Below are 18,914 nucleotides of genomic sequence, written 5' to 3'. Positions count from 1 at the left end.
TGTCGCGGCCATGACAAGTGTCAGCCGCAGCCGGCGACAGCGGCGCTGACAAAAACTGACTTTAAGCAGGTTGGATCGCGCGCGCGCCCCGGTCACACTAGGCGGCATCTGGCGTCTTGGTTGGGAACATGAGCGCATCCGCCGATCTGCTGAAGGAACTCCGCATCGACCGCAACCGCCCGGCGCCGCCGTCGGGCCCCGGCCGCGGCTTGATCGTCGGCGCGATCGTGCTGGTGCTGGTGTTGGCCGCGGTGGCCGGCTGGTTCGTCTTCGGCCGCAACGCCGGCGTCCAGGTCCGCACCGCCGGCGTCACCGCGATCGGCGCCGGCAGCGGCGGCGCGGGCGCCTCGGTGCTCGACGCCACCGGCTACATCGTCGCCCGCCGCATCGCCACGGTCTCGGCCAAGATCACCGGCAAGGTGCGCGAGGTGATGATCGAGGAAGGCCAGCGGGTCGAGGCCAACCAGATCATGGCCACGCTGGACCCGATCGACGCCAACGCCCAGCGCGAACTCAGCGCCGCCCAGCTCGCCGCCGCGCAGAGCGACGTCGCCCGGGTCCAGGCCCAGCTCAAGGAGGCCGAGGCCAACGCCGGGCGCCTGGCCGGGCTGACCCAGCAACAGTTGGTGTCGCGCTCGCAGTACGACCAGGCCGTCGCCCAGCGCGACTCGCTGCGCGCGCAGCTGCTGACCGCGCAGCGCAACGTCAAGGTGTCCGGCGATTCGCTGCGCATCTCCGACATCGGCGTGGACAACACCGTGGTGCGCGCGCCGTTCGCCGGCGTGGTCACCGCCAAGGCCGCGCAGCCGGGCGAGATCGTCTCGCCGCTGTCGGCCGGCGGCGGCTTCACCCGCACCGGCATCGGCACCATCGTCGACATGGATTCGCTGGAGATCGAAGTGGATGTCGGCGAGGCCTTCATCGGCCGGGTCCAGCCGAAGATGCCGGTGGAGGCCACGCTCAACGCCTACCCGGACTGGAAGATCCCGGCCGAGGTCATCGCCATCATCCCGACCGCCGACCGCGGCAAGGCCACGGTCAAGGTGCGCATCGCGATCAAGAGCCGCGATCCGCGCATCGTCCCGGACATGGGCGTGCGGGTGAGCTTCCTGGAAGCCGCCAAGCCCGCCGGCGCGGCCCCGGCCAAGCCCAGCGCGATGCTGCCCAACGCCGCGCTGGCCCAGCGCGACGGCAAGGACGTGGCCTTCGTGGTCGAGGACGGCAAGGTCCGCCAGGCCGCGCTGACCCTGGGCCGCAAGCTCGGCGACGACCGCGAGGTCACCGCCGGCCTGGTCGGCGGCGAGAGCGTGGTGCTCGACCCGCCCGATTCGCTCGCCGACGGCGCCAAGGTCCGTGTCGAAAACGCCGGCGCCGATTCGTCGGATACGCAATGACGCCGTGACCCGGCACTGAGGCAGACCACGCGCCGGCGGCCCCACGCCGCGGCGCGCGCATTCACCGCAGTTGCGCGCGGCCGTCGCGGCGAGGCGCGCGTTCCACCGGTCCGCGACCGGCGCGCCCGCGCGCGCCCCGCCCTCCGCCGCTTCGCTTCGCGCCGCACCGCTTCGAGCCGCACCGTACCGACCGCACCGCGCCCGTCGCCGCACCGCCCCGCATCGGCAACGCTCACCCGCACCCGCATCCGCACACCCGAGGACGTCGAAGATGGACACCCTGGTTTCGATCAACCACCTCACCAAGACCTACCAGCGCGGCCCGGAAAAGGTCGAAGTGCTGCACGGCATCAACCTGGACATCGCCAAGGGCGACTTCGTCGCGCTGATGGGCCCGTCCGGCTCGGGCAAGAGCACCCTGCTCAACCTGATCGGCGGCCTGGACAACCCCAGCGGCGGCGAGATCACCGTCGAGGGCGAGCGCATCGACCGCATGAGCCCGGGCCAGCTGTCGCAGTGGCGCAGCCGCCACGTCGGCTTCATCTTCCAGTTCTACAACCTGATGCCGGCGCTGACCGCGCAGAAGAACGTCGAACTGCCGCTGCTGCTGTCGCCGCTGGGCGCCGCCCAGCGCAAGCGCAACGCCGAGATCGCGCTGACCCTGGTCGGCCTGGCCGAGCGCCGCAGCCACCGCCCCAACGAGCTCTCCGGCGGCCAGCAGCAGCGCGTGGCGATCGCCCGCGCGATCGTCTCCGACCCGACCCTGCTGATCTGCGACGAGCCCACCGGCGACCTCGACCGGCAGTCGGCCGAGGACATCCTCGGCCTGCTGCGCCTGCTCAACCGCGAACACGGCAAGACCATCGTCATGGTCACCCACGACCCGAAGGCCGCCGAGTACGCCACCCACACCCTGCACCTCGACAAGGGCACCCTGGTCGAGCAGCAGCCCGACGCGCACTGAGCCGGAGGGACGGGCCATGAAGTACTTCCATCTGATCTGGGCCGAGCTGATGCGGCGCAAGACCCGCACCGCGCTGACCCTGCTGTCGATCGTCGCCGCGTTCCTGCTGTTCGGCCTGCTCGACGGCGTGCGCGAGAGCTTCGACCAGGCCGGCAACAGCGCCAACGGCGCCAAGCGCCTGCAGACCGGCTCGCGGCTGTCGTTCATCCAGCCGCTGCCGATGTCGCTCAACGACCGCATCGCCCAGGTCCAGGGCGTCAAGCAGGTGTCCTACGCCAATTGGTTCGGCGGCGCCTACCAGGATCCGCACAACCAGATCTTCAGCTTCGCGGTGGCGTCGAACTACCTCGATCTGTATCCGGAGATCCAGGTCGACAAGGCCCAGCGCAAGGCCTTCGACGAAACCCGCACCGGCGTGCTGGTCGGCGCCCAGCTGATGCAGCGCTTCGGCTGGAAGGTCGGGCAGAAACTGCCGCTGCAGTCGACCATTTTCCCCAACAGCGACGGCAGCAAGAACTGGAACTTCGACATCGTCGGGACCATCGCCGCCGCCGACAAGAAGACCGGGGGCTGGTACGACCAGATGGTGCTGCTGCACTGGAAGTACTTCGACGACTCCAATCCCTACAACCGCGGCCAGGTCGGCTGGTACATCACCGAAGTCGGCGACGTGAACCAGGCCGACCGCGTGGCCAAGGCCATCGACGCGATCTCGGCCAACTCCGACCACGAGAGCAAGACCCAGACCGAGGCGGCGTCGGCGGCGAACTGGATGAAGCAGATGGCCGACATCGGCCTGATCGTCGGCTCGATCATGGGCGCGGTGTTCTTCACCCTGGTGCTGCTGACCGGCAACACCATGGCCCAGGCGGTGCGCGAGCGCACCTCCGAGCTGGCGGTGCTCAAGACGATCGGCTTTCCCGACCGCAGCGTGCTGATGCTGGTGCTGGCCGAATCGGTGCTGCTGTTGCTGATCGGCGGCGTCGTCGGCGTCGCCCTGGCGCGCTTGATGGGCCCGATCGTCAGCGCCGGCAGCCGCGGCGCGATCAACATCCCGCCGATCAGCGGCCACAGCTGGGCGCTGGCGCTGGGCCTGATGGTCGCCATCGGCCTGGTGGTCGGCGCGCTGCCGGCGATCCGGGCGATGCGCCTGAACATCGTCGACGCCCTGGCCGGGCGCTAACGGAGACCGCACATGAAGAAGCTCTTATCGTTCGGCCGCGGCCTGCTGACCGCGCTGGCGTTGATCGCCGGACTGGCGTTGTGGGCGGTGGCGCCGTGGCCGGTGCTGGTCGGCCTGGCCGCGCTGGTCGCGCTGTGGATGCTGCTGACCCGCAGCGGCCAGCAGGCCGCCTCGGTCGCCGGCGTCGGCATCAGCACGCTGCGCCAGCGCCTGGGTTCGTCCTCGGTGGTGGTGATCGGCATCGCCGGCGTGGTCGCGGTGCTGGTGGCGATGCTGTCGATGGCCGAAGGCTACCGCCAGACCCTGGCCCGCACCGGCAGCGCCGACACGGTGCTGGTGCTGCGCGGCGCGTCCGCGGCCGAGGTGATGTCGACCCTGGACCTGGCCAGCATCAACGTGATCGAACAGGCCCAGGGCATCGCCCGCGGCCCCGACGGCCGGCCGCTGGCCTCGCCGGAGACCGTGGTCGCGGCCAACCTGCCGATCAAGGGCGGCGCGCCCGACCAGGACGGCAGCGTGCAGTTGCGCGGCGTCGGCGACCGCGCCTGGCTGGTGCGGCCGCAGGTCAAGATCGTGCAGGGCCGCAAGTTCGAGACCGGCAAGCGCGAGGTGGTGGTCGGCAGCGGCGCGCAGCGCCAGTTCGCCGGCCTCGACGTCGGCAAGCAGATCCGCCTGGGCAGCGAGCAGTGGACCGTGGTCGGCGTGTTCAAGTCCGGCGACGCCATGGACTCGGAAGTGTGGGCCGACGCCGAGATGGTCGCCGCGACCTACCGCCGCGGCGCCTCGCGCAACGCGGTGGTGGCCAAGCTGACCTCGGCCAAGGCGTTCAAGCCGTTCAAGGCCGCGCTGGCCGGCGACCCGCGCCTGCAGGTCGACGTCACCACCACCGCCGACTACTTCGCCAAGCAGTCCGAGGGCATGACCACGGTGATCCGGGTCATCGGCATCGTGGTCGGTTCGATCATGGCCATCGGCGCGGTGTTCGGCGCGCTCAACACCATGTTCGCCACCGTCGCCACCCGCGCGCGCGAGATCGCGACCCTGCGCGCGATCGGCTTCCGCGGCCTGCCGGTGGTGGTGGCGGTGATGCTGGAGACCATGCTGCTGGCGCTGGTCGGCGGCCTGATCGGCGGCGTGCTGGCCTGGGCGATCTTCAACGGCTACACCGCCTCGACCATCGCCGGCGGCGTCGGCCAGCTGACCTTCGACTTCCGCGTCACCGGCGAACTGCTGTGGAGCGGGCTGAAGTGGGCGCTGGCGATCGGCTTCGTCGGCGGCCTGTTCCCGGCGCTGCGCGCGGCGACGCTGCCGGTGACCTCGGCGCTGCGGGCTTTGTAAGCCGCGCCGCTCGAACCGCATCGCCATCGCGCGGACACGAAAGCCCCCTTCGCCGAAGGGGGCTTTTTCGTGACGCGCGGCGCGCCGCGTCGCATCGCGCTGCGCGCGCCTCGCGCAGGTCGCGCGCATGCGCCCCGCGCGGCGGAAAAGGCGCTGGCGGCCGCCACGCGGCGCGCGCTAGGCTGCGCCAACGCCATCGTGTTCGGGGACCGGAATGAGCGCCAGCATGCGCAAGCGGCTGTACCACGTCGCCGCCGTGGTCCTGGGCACGCTCACCCTGATGTTCGCGCTCGAAGGCGTGCGGCCCGACGGGCATTCGCCGTGGCTCGGCCTGCTGCTGTTGCTGGCCGGCATGGCCGCCGCCGGCACCTGCGCGATCGCGGCCTGGCGCATCGACCTGGACGCGGCCGATCGGCGCCATGCGCAGGTACGCGAGGCCTTGCGCGACGGCGAAGTGCGCGGAGTCGGCGCCGACCCTGCGTGGACGCTGGCCGCGCTGGCCGCATTCGCGGCGTTGTGCGGCGGGCTGGCGTGGTCCGAGCTCGCGCGCGGCCGCATCGCCCTGGCGCTGATTCCCGGCGCGCTCGCCGCTGCGTTCGGAATCGGCGCGCTGTGGCGTTGGCGCGCGCGCGGCGCGCGAGGCGAACTGCGCATCGACGCCGCCGGCGTGCGCTCGCCGGACTTCGGCCTGATCGCCTGGGCCGATGTGGTCGGCCTGCGCCGCTACCGCATGCGGGTGCTGGACACCGACAGCGAAGGGCTGCAGCTGCTGGTGCGCGACCCCGCCCGCTACATCGCGCGCGTGCCGGCCTGGCGGCGTCGCTATTCGGGCCTGGACGGCGCCGGCCGCCGGTTCGCGCCGCTGCTGCTGCCGCTGGACCTGTACGGCATCGCGCCCGAACCGGCCTATGTCGCCGCGACGACGTTGCGCCGGCGCGTTGCCGCGCCGTTCGTGGACGGCTGGCAGCCGCAGATGGACGACACCGAGATCGATGAACTGCTGGCCGCTTCGCCCCCGCGCATCGCCGCGCCGGCCAACGACGGCCCGAACGCAGCGAACGACATCGCCAACGCGGCGGCCGACGACGCGCATCCGCAGCTGGCCGCGCTGCGGCGCCAGCTGCGCTACCGCGCGCGCGAACGGCGCTGGCGCGAGACCGCGCCGGTGCGCGCGGGCATCGCGCTCGCCGTGGCGCTCGGCTACGTCGTGCTGCGGGCCTGGAGCGAAGGCTTGCTCGGCTGACTCAGGCCGGGTTCGTCGCCGCCGCCAACCGGCGCGAGCGCAGCACGCCCTCGCTGGCGAACACCGCCAGCCCCGCCCAGATCAACGCGAAGCCGATCGCGCGCTGGGCGTCGAAGGCCTCGCGCAGCACCAGCCAGCCGATCAAGAACTGCAGCGTCGGCGCCACGTACTGGAGCAGGCCGATCGCGGTCAGCGACACCCGCCGCACCGCGTAGGCGAAGCCGATCAGCGGCAGCGCGGTCAACGCGCCGGCGATCACCAGCAGCGCGTCGATGCCCAGGCCCCAGCCGCCGAAGAAGCCGCCCATGCCCTGGGTTTCGCCCCAGGTCATCAGCGCCAGCGCCGCGGGGAACAGGTAGACGTTCTCCACGCCCAGGCCGGTCACCGCTTCCACCGCGACCAGCTTGCGCACCAGCCCGTACACCGCGAACGAGATCGCCAGCCCCAGCGCGATCAACGGCGGGCGGCCGTGCTGCAGGGTCAGCCACAGCACCCCGGCGAAGGCCAGCGCGATCGCCAGCCACTGCACCGTGCGCAGCCGCTCGCCGAGGAACAGCACGCCGAGCATCACGCTCACCAGCGGACCGATGAAGTAGCCCAGGCTGGTCTCGATCACGTGGCCGGCGTTGACCGCCCAGATGTACAGCCCCCAGTTGAACGCGATCAGGCAGCCGCTGACCGCGAGCATGCCGGCCTTGCGCGGCTCGCGCAGCACCTCGCGCAGCCACTGCCGGCCGTTCTTCCAGCACAGCCACGCGCTCACCAGCAGCGTGCTCCAGACGATGCGGTGGGCCACGATCATCAGCGAGGGCACCGAGTTGAGCAGGTGCCAGTACAGCGGCATCAGCCCCCACAGCACGAAGGACGCGACCGCGATCCACAACCCGCGGCGGTCGGTGCCGGTATTCATGTCGATTTCTCCAGTTCGCTCGCGGCGACGACGGCCGGCGCGGACGCGACCGCGGCCGCGACCGGCGCGGCCTTGGCCGCGCGCGCCTTGGCCAGGGTGATGATGACCACGCCGACCAGGATCACCGCCATGGCGCCCAGGTCGTGGGAGGTGAAACGTTCGCCCGCCAGCAGCGCGCCGAACAGTACCGCGATTGGCGGATTGACGTAGGCGTAGCTGGTCGCCAGCGCCGGACGCACGTGGTGCAGCAGCCAGATGTAGGCGGTGAAGCCGAAGATCGAGCCGGCGACCACCAGATACAGCAGCGCCGCGGTGGCGCCGAAGGTCGGCACCTGCACGATGCGCTCGCCGGTGACGGCGGCCGCGCCGAGCATCCACGCGCTGCCGGTCAGCATCTGCGCGCTGGCGGTCATGAACGGCGACGGCAGGTCGAGGTCGCGGCTCCAGATCGAGCCCCAGGCCCAGGCGATCGGCGCGACGATCAGGCACACCAGCCCGAGCGTGGACGCCGACAGCTTGCCGCCGGCGTTGAGCCAAACGACGCCCGCGAAACCCACCGCCAAGCCCGCCCATTCGATCTTCGACGGATGGCGCCCGCGCAGCATCGCGAACACGCCCGCGAACAGCGGCATCGACGCCACCGCGATCGCCGCCAGGCCCGAATCGACCTGGGTCTCGGCCAGGTTCACCAGGCCGTTGGACAGCAGCACCATGAAGATCGACAGCACCCACAGCGTGCGCCACTGCTTGCGCGTCGGCGCCGGCACGCCGCGCCTGCGCAGCACCACCCACATGATCGCGCCGGCCAGGAACATGCGCGCCGCGCCGAGCAGGAACGGCGGATAGCTCTCCAGGGCGAAGCGGATGCCGAGGTAGGTCGAGCCCCACAGCACGTAGACCGAAGCCAGGGCGAAGGCGACGGCCAGCGGGCCGGGAGCGCGCGGGTCGGACGGCGGGGCGGCGGGGGCGCTCATGCGGGTACTCGCGGGGGAGGGGCGAACGGAACGGGGAGAAAAGCGCGATAGCTTGACGCGCCTGCGGGCTAAACAGGAGCGAGAAAAACTTGAGTCAGCCTGTAGCCAATCTTGAGTCCGCGCGGCGACGGCTGCGTGTCGCGGCGCGGTCGCGTCCCTGCGCTGCGGTGCGGGCTCGCGTTTGCGGCGCCGCGCACCTGTCCCGGCGCGCAGCGCTGCGCCGACCAAGCAGCGCGGCTCGGCTTCGTTGCCGGCGCGCCGCGGCGCTGCATCCTCGCGGCGCCGGCGACGCGCGCGCGTTCCCGCGCGCCGCGCCTGCGTCCCGATGCCGCACCGCGCAGCGCCGCCGCACGGCGACGGCGCCCTACCCGCTCAGTCCAGCGCGAGCAGGCGCGACACGCTGGTGCGGCCGCTGCCGACCACGCGCCGGCGCGGATCGTCGTAGACGTCGATGACCTCGAAACCGGCCTTGCGCATCATCCCGGCCGATCCCTCGTTGTCCTCGTGGCGTTCGATGTAGATCTCGCGCAGCCCCATCGCGCGCATGCGCGCCACCGCCGCGGTCAGCAGCCGCGAGCCCAGGCCCTGGCCGCGGTGCGCGCGGTGCACCACCGCTTCGCCGACGTGGCCCTGCCAGGCGATCTCGCGCCCGGCCGGCTGGTAGCGATGGAACGCGTCGCTGGGCTCGAACGTGACCACCGCCACGATCGCGCCGTCGGCCACGGCGATCATCGCCTGGGTGCGCCCGCGCCGGATTCCTGCCAGATGCGTGGCCAGCTCGACCTCGGGCAGGTAGTTCCAGGGGTTGGGCCCGTGTTCGCGGATCAGCGCGAGGATCTCGCCGATCTGCTCGGGCGCGGCGGCTTGCGTCACGTACCGGGACATCCCGGGGGCGTCCGTTGTGGAGGGGCAGGGAGCGCGCGGCGGCACATAAAAATTCCTGAGGACCGATGCGCGAGAATAGCGTATCGATGTCAGTCAAATTGCGGTTGAATAATTGCCCGCGCCGACGCAAAAATCTTGCATGAATTCCGCCCCCCTGGTCCTCGACGAGTTCGACCACAAACTGCTCGAACTGCTGCAACAAGACGCCTCGGCGACCCTGAGCGAACTCGGCGACGCGATCGGCCTGTCGCCCAGCGCGGTGCAGCGGCGCATGACCCGCTACCGCCAGGAAGGCCTGATGCGCCAAGTCGCGGTGCTCGACCCGACCGCGCTCGGCAGCACCCTGGCCGCGGTGTGGGTGACCATGGAGCGCGAATCGGCCGAGGGCAACGCCACCTTCCACGCCCGCGTGCGCGCCGCGCCGGAGGTGCAGCAGTGCTACACCCTGGCCGGCGAGTGGGACTATCTGGTGATCCTGGCCACCACCGGCGTCGCCCACTGCCGCCAGGTGGTCGATCGGTTGTTCCTTGACGAAGGCAACGTCAAGCGCTACGACACCCACCTGGTGTTCGACGTGGTCAAGCACGGGTTGGAGCTGCCGACCCGCGATGCGCCGCGCGCGGCGCGCAAGCGGCGCGGCGGTGGGTGAGGTTGGGCGGATGCGTCGTGGCGATCTGAGCGGAAGGCGTCGGGCCTGAAGGCCCTCCCACAGCAGCCCCTTCAGAAGCAGCCCCTTCAGAAGCGGCACCTTCCGCAGCAACCTCAGCGAGCATTTGTGGGAGGGCCTTCAGGCCCGACGCTTTTCGCCCGGATCGCGACGTTCCGCCCCCGCCCCCTGTAGGAGCGGCGCGAGCCGCGATCGCGACATCCGGCTTGCGGCGCAAGATTGAAGTGTCGCGGTCGCGGCTCGCGCCGCTCCTGCAGTCGCTGCGTCCGACAACGCGGTGGGTTCAAGCCGCCCGCTCGCGCTGCAACAGCGTCTGCTTGAGCGGCAAGCCCCAGCGATACCCGCCCAGCGAACCGTCGCCGCGCACCACGCGATGGCAGGGCACCACCACCGCTACCTTGTTGCTCGCGCAGGCCTGCGCCACCGCGCGCGCGCCGCGCGGCGAGCCGATCTGCCGCGCCACCTCTTCGTAGCTGCGGGTCTGCCCCGGCGGGATCTTCATCAACGCATCCCAGACCTTTTTCTGGAACGCGGTGCCGATCAGGTCGACCGGCACCTCGCCCGCCCCGCCGCCGAGCGTGTCGGCCACCGCCTGCACGCGCGGCGCCAGGAACTCGTCGCGACCGGCGTCCACCCGCTCCAGCGCCGCGCGCGGGAACTCCTCGCGCAGCCGCGCTTCCAGCGCCGCCGCGTCGTCGCCGAGCTCGACCATGCAGATGCCGCGCGCGGTCGTCGCCACCAGCGCCAGGCCGAGCGCGGTGCGGGTCACGCTCCAGCGGATCTGCTCGCCGGCGCCGCCGGCGCGATAGCGCGCCGGGGTCATGCCCAGGCGCGCGGCGCCGGCCTCGTACACGCGCGAAGGCGAGCCGTAGCCGGCGTCGTAGAGCGCGGCGCTGACGTCGTTGCCCTCGCGCAGCGCGTTGCGCAGGCTGCCGAGCTTGCGCTGGGCCAGGTATTCGGCCGGGCTGAGCCCGAAGCGCGCGCTGAAGCGGCGCTGCAGGTGCGACGGGCTCAGGCCGACCGCGGCCGACAGTTCGGTCAGCGAGAGTTCGCCGCCGTCGAGCAACTGCCGGGCGCGTTCGAGCTTGTCGCCGGCCACGGCGTTGGACGAAGCGCCGGCCGCCGCCTGATCGGCGGCGCCGGGACCGGACTTGCGCGTGGGGGTTTTGGCGTTCATGGGGCAAGACTAGGCCGGCGCGCGCGGGGTCGCTATCCGCATCTTGCGTGGGTGGGTTTTTCGTCGCGAATGGCGCGGGCGGTCAAAGCGTTCTGCGCGGGACCGGAGCGGCGCGGTCGCGGCTTGCGCCGCTCCAACCAGAAGGAATGGTGAGCGCGTCCGCAGCCCCTGTAGGAGCGGCGCGAGCCGCGACCGCGATGCCTCGATCTTGCGCCGCAAGCCGAATGTCGCGGTCGCGGCTTGCGCCGCTCCTACAGGGATGCTGCAGGGTTTTCGTCGGCGCCAAAAAGAAAGCGCGCCGTTCGGCGCGCTTTCGGTGTCGCGGGCGAGCGCTCGGGCTCAGTCGGCCCAATGCCCCGGCCGGGTCGCGGTCGGCAGGACCTGCGCCGACAGCTGCCGGTCGGCGTTGAGCAGGCGCACCGCGTCGGCCAGGATCGAGGCCGATTCGCGCAGCAGCGGGTCCGGACGCTTGTCGGCGAGCTTCTCGCGCGCCGCGTCCTTGACGATGTCGCGCTCCGACGAGGCCAGGCCGTCGTCGTTGGCGTCGTCGGCCAGCGGGTCCAGGGCCAGGCCGAGCGTCTTGCGCTCTTCCTGGCGCTGCTTGCGCTTGGCGTCCTCGCGGTCGCGCTCGGCGCGGCGGTCGGCCTCGTTGAGCGAGATCCACTTCTTGGCCCGCTCCTCGCGGAACTGCGCCACGTCCTGCGACCACCACTGGAATTCCTTGTCGCCGGCGATGCGCGCGGTGTGCAGGCCTTCCAGCTTCGGCAGCAACGGCGCGAAGTTGCCGTAGCTGGTGTGCTGCACCGAGGCGATCTTGGTCCACGGCAGGGCGTTGTCGTAGGTGCTCTCGCCGTACTCGGTCGCGTCCACCGACACCGGGAAGGCGAGGTCGGGCACCACGCCCTTGTTCTGGGTCGAACCGCCGCTGACGCGGAAGAACTGGGCGATGGTCAGCTTGAGCTGGCCGAAGCGCGCGCCCTCGTTGGCCGGCCAGCGGTCGAGGTCGAGCATGTTCTGCACGGTGCCCTTGCCGAAGGTGGTCTCGCCGATGACCAGGCCGCGGCCGTAGTCCTGGATCGCACCGGCGAAGATCTCCGACGCCGAGGCCGAGCCGCGGTTGATCAGCACCGCCAGCGGACCTTCCCAGGCGATGCCGGTGTCGCTGTCGCTCTCGACGCTGACCCGGCCGCCGGCCTCGCGCACCTGCACCACCGGGCCGCGGTCGATGAACAGTCCGGTGAGCTCGATGGCTTCGTTGAGCGAACCGCCGCCGTTGTTGCGCAGGTCCAGGACCACGCCGTCGACCTTGTCGGCGCGCAGCTTGACCAGCAGCTTGGCCACGTCGCGGGTCGCCGAGGCGTAGTCGTTGGCGTTCTTGCGGCGGCCTTCGAAGTCCTGGTAGAAGCCCGGCAGCTTGATCACGCCGATGCGCTTGGCCGGACCGTCGCCGGCCGCGGGAATGTCGATGATTTCCGACTTGGCCGCCTGTTCCTCCAGGCGCACCTTGTCGCGCACCAGCACGATGCGGTTGGGCTTGCTGTCCTGGCCGGCCTCGGCCGGGATCACGTCCAGGCGCACCTTGCTGCCCTTGGGGCCGCGGATCTTGGCGACGACGTCGTCGATGCGCCAGCCGATCACGTCCTCCATCTGCCCGCTGTCGCCCTGGCCGACGCCGACGATGCGGTCGCCGGGCTTGACCAGGTTGCTGCGCGCGGCCGGGCCGCCCGGGATCACTTCGCGGATCGCGACCACGTCGTCCTGCTTCTGCAACTGCGCGCCGATGCCGTCGAGCGACAGCGACATGGTCATGTTGAAGTTGTCGGCCGACTTCGGCGTGAGGTAGTCGGTATGCGGGTCGATCGCGTTGGCGTAGCTGTTGACGAAGGTCTGGAACACGTCCTCGCCCTTGAGCTCGCCGATGCTCTTGCCCATGTTGGCGTAGCGCTTGTCGAGTGTCTTGGCGATGTCGTCGGACTTCTTCCCGGCCAGCTTCAGGCGCAGCCAGTCGTTGCGCACCGACTGCTTCCACAGCGCGTCGAGCGCGGCGGTGTCGCCGACCCAGGGCGCTTCCTTGCGGTCGTAGTCGTAGCGCTCGCTGCCGCTGAAGTCGAAGTTGCCGTTCTGCTTGAGCAGGCCGCGCGCATAGGCGACGCGTTCGTCGACGCGCTGGCGGTAGGTGGCGAAGATCGAATAGGCCGGGGTCAGGTCGCCGCTCTTGATCGCGTCGTCGAGCTTGGTCTTGAACGCGTCGAAGCGGCCGATGTCGGCGGCGGTGAAGAACTGCTTGTTCGGGTCGAGCGCTTCGAGGTAGCGCTTGTACATGTCGGCCGACAGCGCGTCGTCGAGCGCGCGCGGCCGGTAGGCGTAGCGGCTGTCGGACAGCAGGCCGTAGACCAGCTTGGCCGCGGTCGCCTGGTCGGCGGTGGGCGCGTTGGGCAGGGTCGAGACGGTGGCCGCGGCGGCGGCGCCGTCGGGCCGGGCCAGCAGCGCCAGCGGGGCGGTCAGCAGCAGGCCTGCGAACAGGGTCAGGGCACGCGTGTTCTTGGGAGTCATCGCGGAGTCTTCCCGGCTGGGGGAGCCGGATTTGTCGGGTGCTGCGGGAGGATGATGCGGCGTTGGACAAGCCCACAGTGCCGAAAGTTGCCGGCCCTGTCACGCGAGCCGGCGCAAATGCCTGTTGCAGGGGTGAATCCGGTTCAGATTGCCCGCCGGGCCGCGCCGCGTGACCGCGCGAAGCCAGGCGGGGCGCGGCATTGCGCCGGATCGGGCCGGCCCGAATCGGCGCTGATCGGCTCGGGCCGGGCCGGCCGAGCCGGCTCGGGCTTGCCGCCCCAACCGGGCTCGACTATGTTGGCGCCGAGCAAAAGGAATGGCTGCGCGGCGCTTGCGCCCGGCCTGTCGCCCCACCCGCACGTGGAGTCCCCATGGAACCGGACCCTTCCGCCTGCGCCCGCCGTCGCGCGGGCGCATCCGCGCCCGGCCTGCGCCGCGCCGGCGCGATCGCCGCCGCCGTCCCGTTCGTATCGGGTCCGCGCCCGCCGGCCGCCCGCACACCGATCCCAACCGCGCCGACCCCGCCATGCGCCTGACCCGCCTCGCCCTGTTCGCCGCCCTTTCCACCTGCCTCTTGAGCGGATGTCCCATGTCCCAGTCCGACGACGCCCAGCATTACTTCACCCAACAAGTCGCCCACCTGCTGCAAGGCCGCGACTCGGCCGTGGTCGACGCCGCCCAGCTCACCGACTTCGACTGGCAGCAGCTGTGCTTCGAGCGCGAGGACCAGCTCGAACTCAAGTTCACCGGCGCCGGCGGCGAGAAGGTGTTCCGCTTCGGCTATGAGGACTATTTCGTCGCCGAGCCCTACGTCGCGCGCTCTCCGGCCGAGCGCTGCATCGGCCGCCAGGACAAGCTGGTGCTGAAGAAGAAGTACCCCGGCTACAAGGACACCGTGGAATTCCAACTCGCCGACGGAGCGGCGACGCCATGAACAATCCGATGAGCGACCTCAAGCGCGGGATCGAGCAGGACGCCTACCGCTATTACGAGCAACTCAGCGGCGAGAAACTGGCGCGCCGGCCCGACGGCAGCTTCGCCGGACAGGGCCACAACGATGCCCTCGACGCGTTCCGCCACGCCTACACCAGCGGCCGCACCACCCAGCTGGCGGCGGGCCAGCAATGGATCTCGCGCAGCTACGGCGACGACAACGAGATCGGCTCCAAGCATCCCAACGATCCGCGCGAACACCGCATGGACCTGTGGAACAACGAGGTCGGCCGGCGCCTGGGCGACGAGGCCTCGGGCAAGGACGACCTGGCCAAGCGCTGCTACGAGGCGGTCAAAAACGGCACCCTGATCACCGGCCTCGACGACAAGCGCATCGGCCAGCTCTATCCCGACGACCCGCGCCTGAAACGCCGCGAGGGCGACCCCGAGCGCGAGCTGATGACCAAGGAAGACGTCGCCAAGGTCAACCGCGACGTCAGTCACGCGCTCGACCATCCGCGCATTCCGTTTCCCAAGGACCACCCCGACCGCGACATGTACGACAAGCTGCGCTCGGGCCTGCCGGCCCAGGTCAGCGACGAAAAGGTCGCCGAGGCGGTGCTGGCGGCCAAGCGCGGCGGCATGCGCGAACCCTCCGACATCGGCAAGGTCGCGCTGCAGGACGGCCAGATCTTCATCGCCGGCAGCACTCCGGGCTTCCGCGCCCAGGTCGATGCGGGCAAGCCGGCGGCGGACATGGGCGGCACGGTGCAGCAGTTGGATTCGCACAACCGCACCGAGGCCTACGAACAGAAGCAGCAACAGCAACAACAACAGCAGCAGCCGACCCAGCAGTACGGCGGACGCTGACGCCGCGCACCGGCGCGGTCGCCAGGATCGGGAAACGAAAAAGCCGACGCATCCGCGTCGGCTTTTTCGTCATGGCGGACCGCGGCGCATCGGCGGCGGATCCCGCAGCGCGGATCCCGCGGCGGAGCCGGCGCCCCGCCCTCGCCCGCCGGCGACCGCGTCGCCCGGCTTACGCCACCGCGAACCCGGCGTCGATGGCCTGGCGGTCGGCGTGGTACGAGGAACGCACCAGCGGCCCCGAAGCGACGTGGGTGAAGCCCAGCGACATGCCGTAGACCTCGAGTTCCTTGAATTCTTCCGGCGTCCAGTAACGCAGCACCGGGTGGTGGTGCGGGGTCGGCTGCAGGTACTGGCCGATGGTGATCATGTCCACGTCGTGCGCGCGCAGGTCGCGCAGCGTGGCCCGCACCTGATCCATGGTCTCGCCCAGGCCGAGCATGATCCCGGACTTGGTCGCCACGTTCGGATGCTGGGCCTTGAACTTCTGCAGCAGGGTCAGCGACCACTGGTAGTCGGCGCCCGGGCGCACGTTGGAATACAGGTCCGGCACCGTCTCGACGTTGTGGTTGAACACGTCCGGCGGGTTGTTCGCCAGGATCTCCAGCGCGCGTTCCATGCGGCCCTTGCCGCGGAAGTCCGGGGTCAGCACTTCGATCTTGGTGCGCGGGCTCTGCGCGCGGATCGCGGCGATGCAATCGACGAAGTGCTGGGCGCCGCCGTCGCGCAGGTCGTCGCGGTCGACGCTGGTGACCACCACGTACTTCAGGCCCATGTCGGCGACGGTGTTGGCCAGGTTGACCGGCTCCTGCGGGTCCGGCGGCTTGGGCCGGCCGTGGGCGACGTCGCAGAACGAGCAGCGGCGGGTGCAGACCTCGCCGAGGATCATGAAAGTCGCGGTGCCGTGGCCGAAGCACTCGTGGATGTTCGGGCAGCTGGCTTCCTCGCACACCGTGACCAGCCGGTTCTCGCGCAGCTTGGCCTTGAGCTGGGCGACCGAATTGCCCGAGGGAATGCGCACGCGGATCCACGAGGGCTTGCGCAGCACCGGCGCGTCGGCGAACTGCACCGGCGAGCGGTTGATCTTGTCGCCGCCGAGCTGCTTGGCGCCCGGGGTCATCGTCGTGGACTGCAGCACCGCCGGATTCGCGACCGGATCGGCCGCGCCGACGACGGTGAGCGGGATGGTCTTGGACGCGGTGTCGCTCATGTGTGCTTCGACTCTGGAGATTGAACCCGCTCTCCCGTTGGCGGGAGAGGGCTGGGGGAGGGCCGCGGACGCCTGCCGCGTCGTGCCGCGCTGGGTCAGCCGAAATTCAACGGCGCCGCATCCTCGACGCTCAAACCGAACTGGCGCGCGAGGTTCGCCACCAGCACCGGCTTGACCTGGTCCATGCCCGAGGGGCCGCCCAAGTCTAGCACCGAGGTCACCTGCAGCCCCTGGTAACCGCAGGGGTTGATGCGCTGGTACGGCGACAGGTCCATCGCGATGTTGAACGCCAGCCCGTGGAAGGTGCAGCCGCGGCGCACGCGGATGCCCAGGGCCATGACCTTGGCCCCGGCCACGTACACGCCGGGCGCGCCGTCGCGGCGCACGCCTTCGATGTTCCACTCGGCTAGGGTGTCGATCACCGCCTGCTCGATCCGGTCCACGTACTCGCGCACGCCGACCTTGAGCCGGCGCAGGTCCAGCAGCGGATACAGCACGATCTGGCCGGGGCCGTGGTAGGTCACCTGGCCGCCGCGATCGACGTGGATCACCGGGATGTCGCCCGGCATCAGCACGTGCTCGTCCTTGCCGGCCTGGCCGAGGGTGAACACCGGGTCGTGCTCGACCAGCCACAGTTCATCGGGGGTGTCGCCGTCGCGGCCGTCGGTGAAGGCCTGCATCGCCCGCCATACCGGTTCGTAGGGTTGCCGGCCGAGATCGCGCAACTGCGCGCGCGGCGGCGCGGACGGGGCGCCGAAGAACTCGGCGACGGCGTCGACTACAGCGTCCACTTCACTTCCGGATGGTCGCGCAGCACCTGGTGGGCCAGGTCGTACTGGGCGCGGTCGGCGGCGCGGAAGCTGATCCGGATCGACACGTACTTGCCGGTCGAGGAGTGCTTCCACTGGATGGTTTCGGTTTCCACGTCGATCCCGGCCTCGAGCAGGCGCCGCGGCAGCTCGCGCTCCAGGCCGGCCTCGGCGGCGCCCATCGCGCTGAGCTCGAAGGTGCCGGGGAACTGGAAGCCGTGATCGGGGTTGTCGGAATGAATGTCCATGCCCGCCATTATGGGTCCGCGCGCAGGGCAACCCAAGCGCGGCGGCGGGACGGCGGCATCGCGCTGGTGGAACGCGGGCGCGGCGCGGCGCCGGGCGCGCGGCGGCGGCAGCCCCGGCCGCAGCCGCCAGATTCGGCACGGCCGCGGCCGCGCCGACGGTGGCGCCCATGCCCTGCCGAAACGGCGCGACAAACGTTAACGTGGGGCTCCCGTTCCGCAGTCAGGCCACGATGGGTCCGCGCGACCGCCAGCATTCGATCCGCCTCAAGGCCCCCGGCCTGCTCGCCCTGCTGCTGTTCGCGGCGGTGCTGGCGGTGGCGGTGCCGGCCCTGCGCAAGCCCGAGCACGAGGGCTGGATCGCGCTGCCGCCGCAGCCGATGGAAGCGACCGGCCCGGACATCCGCGAACTGCTGCGCAAGTCCGCCCAGTTCGCCCCCGCCGGCGAACCGCCCCTGGCCGCCAGCTGCGGCGCCGACGAGGTCGAAGCCGAGCGCCTGCCGCCCGACTTCGCCCGCCCGCCGGCGCCGGCGCAGAGCGACGACGCGCCGATCCGGCAGCGCTACGCCGTGCTGATCGGCGGCCCGGACCGCAAGACCTGGCGGCTCGACCTGCGCCTGGACGGCGAACGCGCGCGCCTGCGCGCGCTCGCCCCCGGCGCGGCCACGACCGAACGCGAACTGCCGCTGGCCGCGCTGGCGCCGCTGCGCGACGCGTTGAGCGCGCCGGAGCTGTGGTCCGCGCCGCAGCGCAGCTCGGTGTTCTGCGCCGACCGCCACCGCCTGCGCCAGGCCTTCTTCGAAGCCTGCATCGACGGCCGCTACTACGCCCGCGACCGCGCCTGCGACCGCAACGCCTGGCCGCTGCTGGACGGGCTGTGGCGCCAGGCGCGTGCGCTGGCGCCGGCCGCCGCGCCGGCGCCCGCGCCGTGATCGCGCGCGACCGTCCCACGCCGCCCAGCGGCGACCGCCTGGCGCTGATGCTGGACCTGGACGAGACCCTGATCCACGCCAGCGACGTCGAGCTCGACCGCGCGGCCGACTTCCGCGCCCTCGACTACCACGTCTACCGCCGCCCGCACCTGCAGGCCTTCCTCGACCACGTGCTGGCGCGCTACGACATCGGCGTGTGGACCTCCTCCGGCCGGCTCTACGCCGAAGCGGTCTGCGCCGAACTGTTCCCGCCGCAGTCGCTGCGCTTCCTGTGGGCCAGCGAGCGCTGTTCGCTGAGCCGCGACTGGAACACCGGCGAGCACCTCTACCGCAAGCGCCTGCAAAAGCTCAAGACCCACGGCTATCGGCTGGAACGGCTGATCGCCATCGACGACACGCCGAGCAAGCACGCGCAGAACTACGGCAACCTGGTGTGCGTGAGCGAATACCGCGGCGAAGACGCGCACGACGACGAACTGCTGCGGCTGATGCCGTACCTGGACGCGCTGGCGGCCGAGGCGAACGTGCGCGGGATCGAGAAGCGGCGCTGGCGCGAGCGGGTCGCCGCCGCGGGCCCGCGGCCGCTGTAGCAGCGGCGCGAGCCGCGACCGCGAAACCGCGGCGACGCCG

The 18,914-nt window shown here is 71.2% G+C and carries 18 protein-coding genes and 1 pseudogene; 10 read left to right on the top strand and 9 right to left on the bottom strand.

What is annotated here, in order from left to right:
* The first annotated feature begins 128 nt into the window (after positions 1 to 128).
* From JHW41_RS03970 to JHW41_RS03950, 5 genes are all read left to right on the top strand, one after another.
* A complete protein-coding gene (locus JHW41_RS03970; protein WP_057949072.1) occupies positions 129 to 1,394 on the top strand; it encodes an efflux RND transporter periplasmic adaptor subunit in 1,266 nt (421 codons plus the stop codon).
* A 271-nt stretch (positions 1,395 to 1,665) separates the two neighbouring features.
* The gene (locus JHW41_RS03965) at positions 1,666 to 2,358 is read left to right on the top strand and encodes an ABC transporter ATP-binding protein (RefSeq protein WP_057949073.1); all 693 of its coding nucleotides are present in this window, start codon (positions 1,666 to 1,668) and stop codon (positions 2,356 to 2,358) included.
* Between the two features lie 16 nt (positions 2,359 to 2,374).
* Entirely contained in the window at positions 2,375 to 3,541 is a 1,167-nt protein-coding gene (locus JHW41_RS03960; RefSeq protein WP_057949074.1) for an ABC transporter permease, read from the top strand.
* Positions 3,542 to 3,553: 12 nt separating this feature from the next.
* Positions 3,554 to 4,879 (top strand): ABC transporter permease, encoded by a 1,326-nt coding sequence (locus JHW41_RS03955; RefSeq protein ID WP_057949075.1) that lies wholly within the window; start codon positions 3,554 to 3,556, stop codon positions 4,877 to 4,879.
* 214 nt (positions 4,880 to 5,093) lie between these two features.
* Entirely contained in the window at positions 5,094 to 6,122 is a 1,029-nt protein-coding gene (locus JHW41_RS03950; protein ID WP_250449101.1) for a hypothetical protein, read from the top strand.
* Between the two features lies 1 nt (position 6,123).
* Here JHW41_RS03950 and rarD read toward each other — a convergent pair whose 3' ends face one another.
* From rarD to JHW41_RS03935, 3 genes and pseudogenes are all read right to left on the bottom strand, one after another.
* The gene (rarD, locus tag JHW41_RS03945) at positions 6,124 to 7,032 is read right to left on the bottom strand and encodes an EamA family transporter RarD (protein WP_078995865.1); all 909 of its coding nucleotides are present in this window, start codon (positions 7,030 to 7,032) and stop codon (positions 6,124 to 6,126) included.
* Between the two features lie 80 nt (positions 7,033 to 7,112).
* A pseudogene (gene yedA / locus JHW41_RS03940) lies at positions 7,113 to 8,006 on the bottom strand (drug/metabolite exporter YedA); the annotation flags it as partial.
* A 372-nt stretch (positions 8,007 to 8,378) separates the two neighbouring features.
* Positions 8,379 to 8,891: a GNAT family N-acetyltransferase gene (locus JHW41_RS03935; protein WP_057949078.1), complete on the bottom strand. Its 513-nt coding sequence runs from the start codon at positions 8,889 to 8,891 to the stop codon at positions 8,379 to 8,381.
* Between the two features lie 139 nt (positions 8,892 to 9,030).
* Here JHW41_RS03935 and JHW41_RS03930 point away from each other — a divergent pair, with 139 nt between their 5' ends.
* Entirely contained in the window at positions 9,031 to 9,540 is a 510-nt protein-coding gene (locus tag JHW41_RS03930) for an Lrp/AsnC family transcriptional regulator (RefSeq protein ID WP_057949079.1), read from the top strand.
* Positions 9,541 to 9,653: 113 nt separating this feature from the next.
* Here JHW41_RS03930 and JHW41_RS26330 read toward each other — a convergent pair whose 3' ends face one another.
* From JHW41_RS26330 to JHW41_RS03920, 3 genes are all read right to left on the bottom strand, one after another.
* Positions 9,654 to 9,845 carry a DUF6053 domain-containing protein gene (locus JHW41_RS26330; protein ID WP_428995450.1) on the bottom strand — a complete coding sequence of 64 codons (192 nt, stop codon included), beginning with the start codon at positions 9,843 to 9,845 and terminating at the stop codon, positions 9,654 to 9,656.
* A complete protein-coding gene (locus JHW41_RS03925) occupies positions 9,842 to 10,735 on the bottom strand; it encodes a bifunctional transcriptional activator/DNA repair enzyme AdaA (RefSeq protein ID WP_078995867.1) in 894 nt (297 codons plus the stop codon). Before JHW41_RS03925 ends, JHW41_RS26330 begins: the two co-directional genes overlap by 4 nt.
* Before the next feature lie 339 nt (positions 10,736 to 11,074).
* On the bottom strand, positions 11,075 to 13,288 hold the full coding sequence (locus tag JHW41_RS03920; RefSeq protein ID WP_078995868.1) for a carboxy terminal-processing peptidase: 2,214 nt from the start codon (positions 13,286 to 13,288) through the stop codon (positions 11,075 to 11,077).
* Positions 13,289 to 13,877: 589 nt separating this feature from the next.
* On the opposite strand from JHW41_RS03920, the gene JHW41_RS03915 reads away from it, so the two are divergent.
* Together JHW41_RS03915 and JHW41_RS03910 are read left to right on the top strand one after the other, a co-directional pair.
* Entirely contained in the window at positions 13,878 to 14,222 is a 345-nt protein-coding gene (locus JHW41_RS03915) for a hypothetical protein (RefSeq protein WP_250449100.1), read from the top strand.
* Complete coding sequence (locus JHW41_RS03910) at positions 14,219 to 15,091, top strand: DUF6973 domain-containing protein (protein ID WP_250449099.1); 873 nt, start codon at positions 14,219 to 14,221, stop codon at positions 15,089 to 15,091. Before JHW41_RS03915 ends, JHW41_RS03910 begins: the two co-directional genes overlap by 4 nt.
* A gap of 169 nt (positions 15,092 to 15,260) precedes the next feature.
* On the opposite strand, the gene lipA is transcribed toward JHW41_RS03910, so the two are convergent.
* The 3 genes from lipA to JHW41_RS03895 all read right to left on the bottom strand — a co-directional run bounded on the left by lipA (position 15,261) and on the right by JHW41_RS03895 (position 17,355).
* Positions 15,261 to 16,298: a lipoyl synthase gene (lipA, locus tag JHW41_RS03905; protein ID WP_250449098.1), complete on the bottom strand. Its 1,038-nt coding sequence runs from the start codon at positions 16,296 to 16,298 to the stop codon at positions 15,261 to 15,263.
* Between the two features lie 95 nt (positions 16,299 to 16,393).
* The gene (gene lipB / locus JHW41_RS03900) at positions 16,394 to 17,089 is read right to left on the bottom strand and encodes a lipoyl(octanoyl) transferase LipB (RefSeq protein WP_250449097.1); all 696 of its coding nucleotides are present in this window, start codon (positions 17,087 to 17,089) and stop codon (positions 16,394 to 16,396) included.
* Positions 17,077 to 17,355: a DUF493 family protein gene (locus JHW41_RS03895; RefSeq protein ID WP_057950289.1), complete on the bottom strand. Its 279-nt coding sequence runs from the start codon at positions 17,353 to 17,355 to the stop codon at positions 17,077 to 17,079. The genes lipB and JHW41_RS03895 overlap by 13 nt, the downstream gene beginning before the upstream one ends.
* Positions 17,356 to 17,585: 230 nt before the next feature.
* Here JHW41_RS03895 and JHW41_RS03890 point away from each other — a divergent pair, with 230 nt between their 5' ends.
* Positions 17,586 to 18,284: a hypothetical protein gene (locus JHW41_RS03890; protein WP_250449096.1), complete on the top strand. Its 699-nt coding sequence runs from the start codon at positions 17,586 to 17,588 to the stop codon at positions 18,282 to 18,284.
* Entirely contained in the window at positions 18,281 to 18,874 is a 594-nt protein-coding gene (locus tag JHW41_RS03885) for an NIF family HAD-type phosphatase (protein ID WP_250449095.1), read from the top strand. The genes JHW41_RS03890 and JHW41_RS03885 overlap by 4 nt, the downstream gene beginning before the upstream one ends.
* Positions 18,875 to 18,914 lie beyond the last annotated feature (40 nt).

Source organism: Lysobacter enzymogenes (genome assembly GCF_023617245.1).
GTDB lineage: Bacteria > Pseudomonadota > Gammaproteobacteria > Xanthomonadales > Xanthomonadaceae > Lysobacter > Lysobacter yananisis.
The sequence above is the reverse complement of the archived record's forward strand: the minus strand, read 5'-3'. Positions and strand labels throughout refer to the sequence as shown.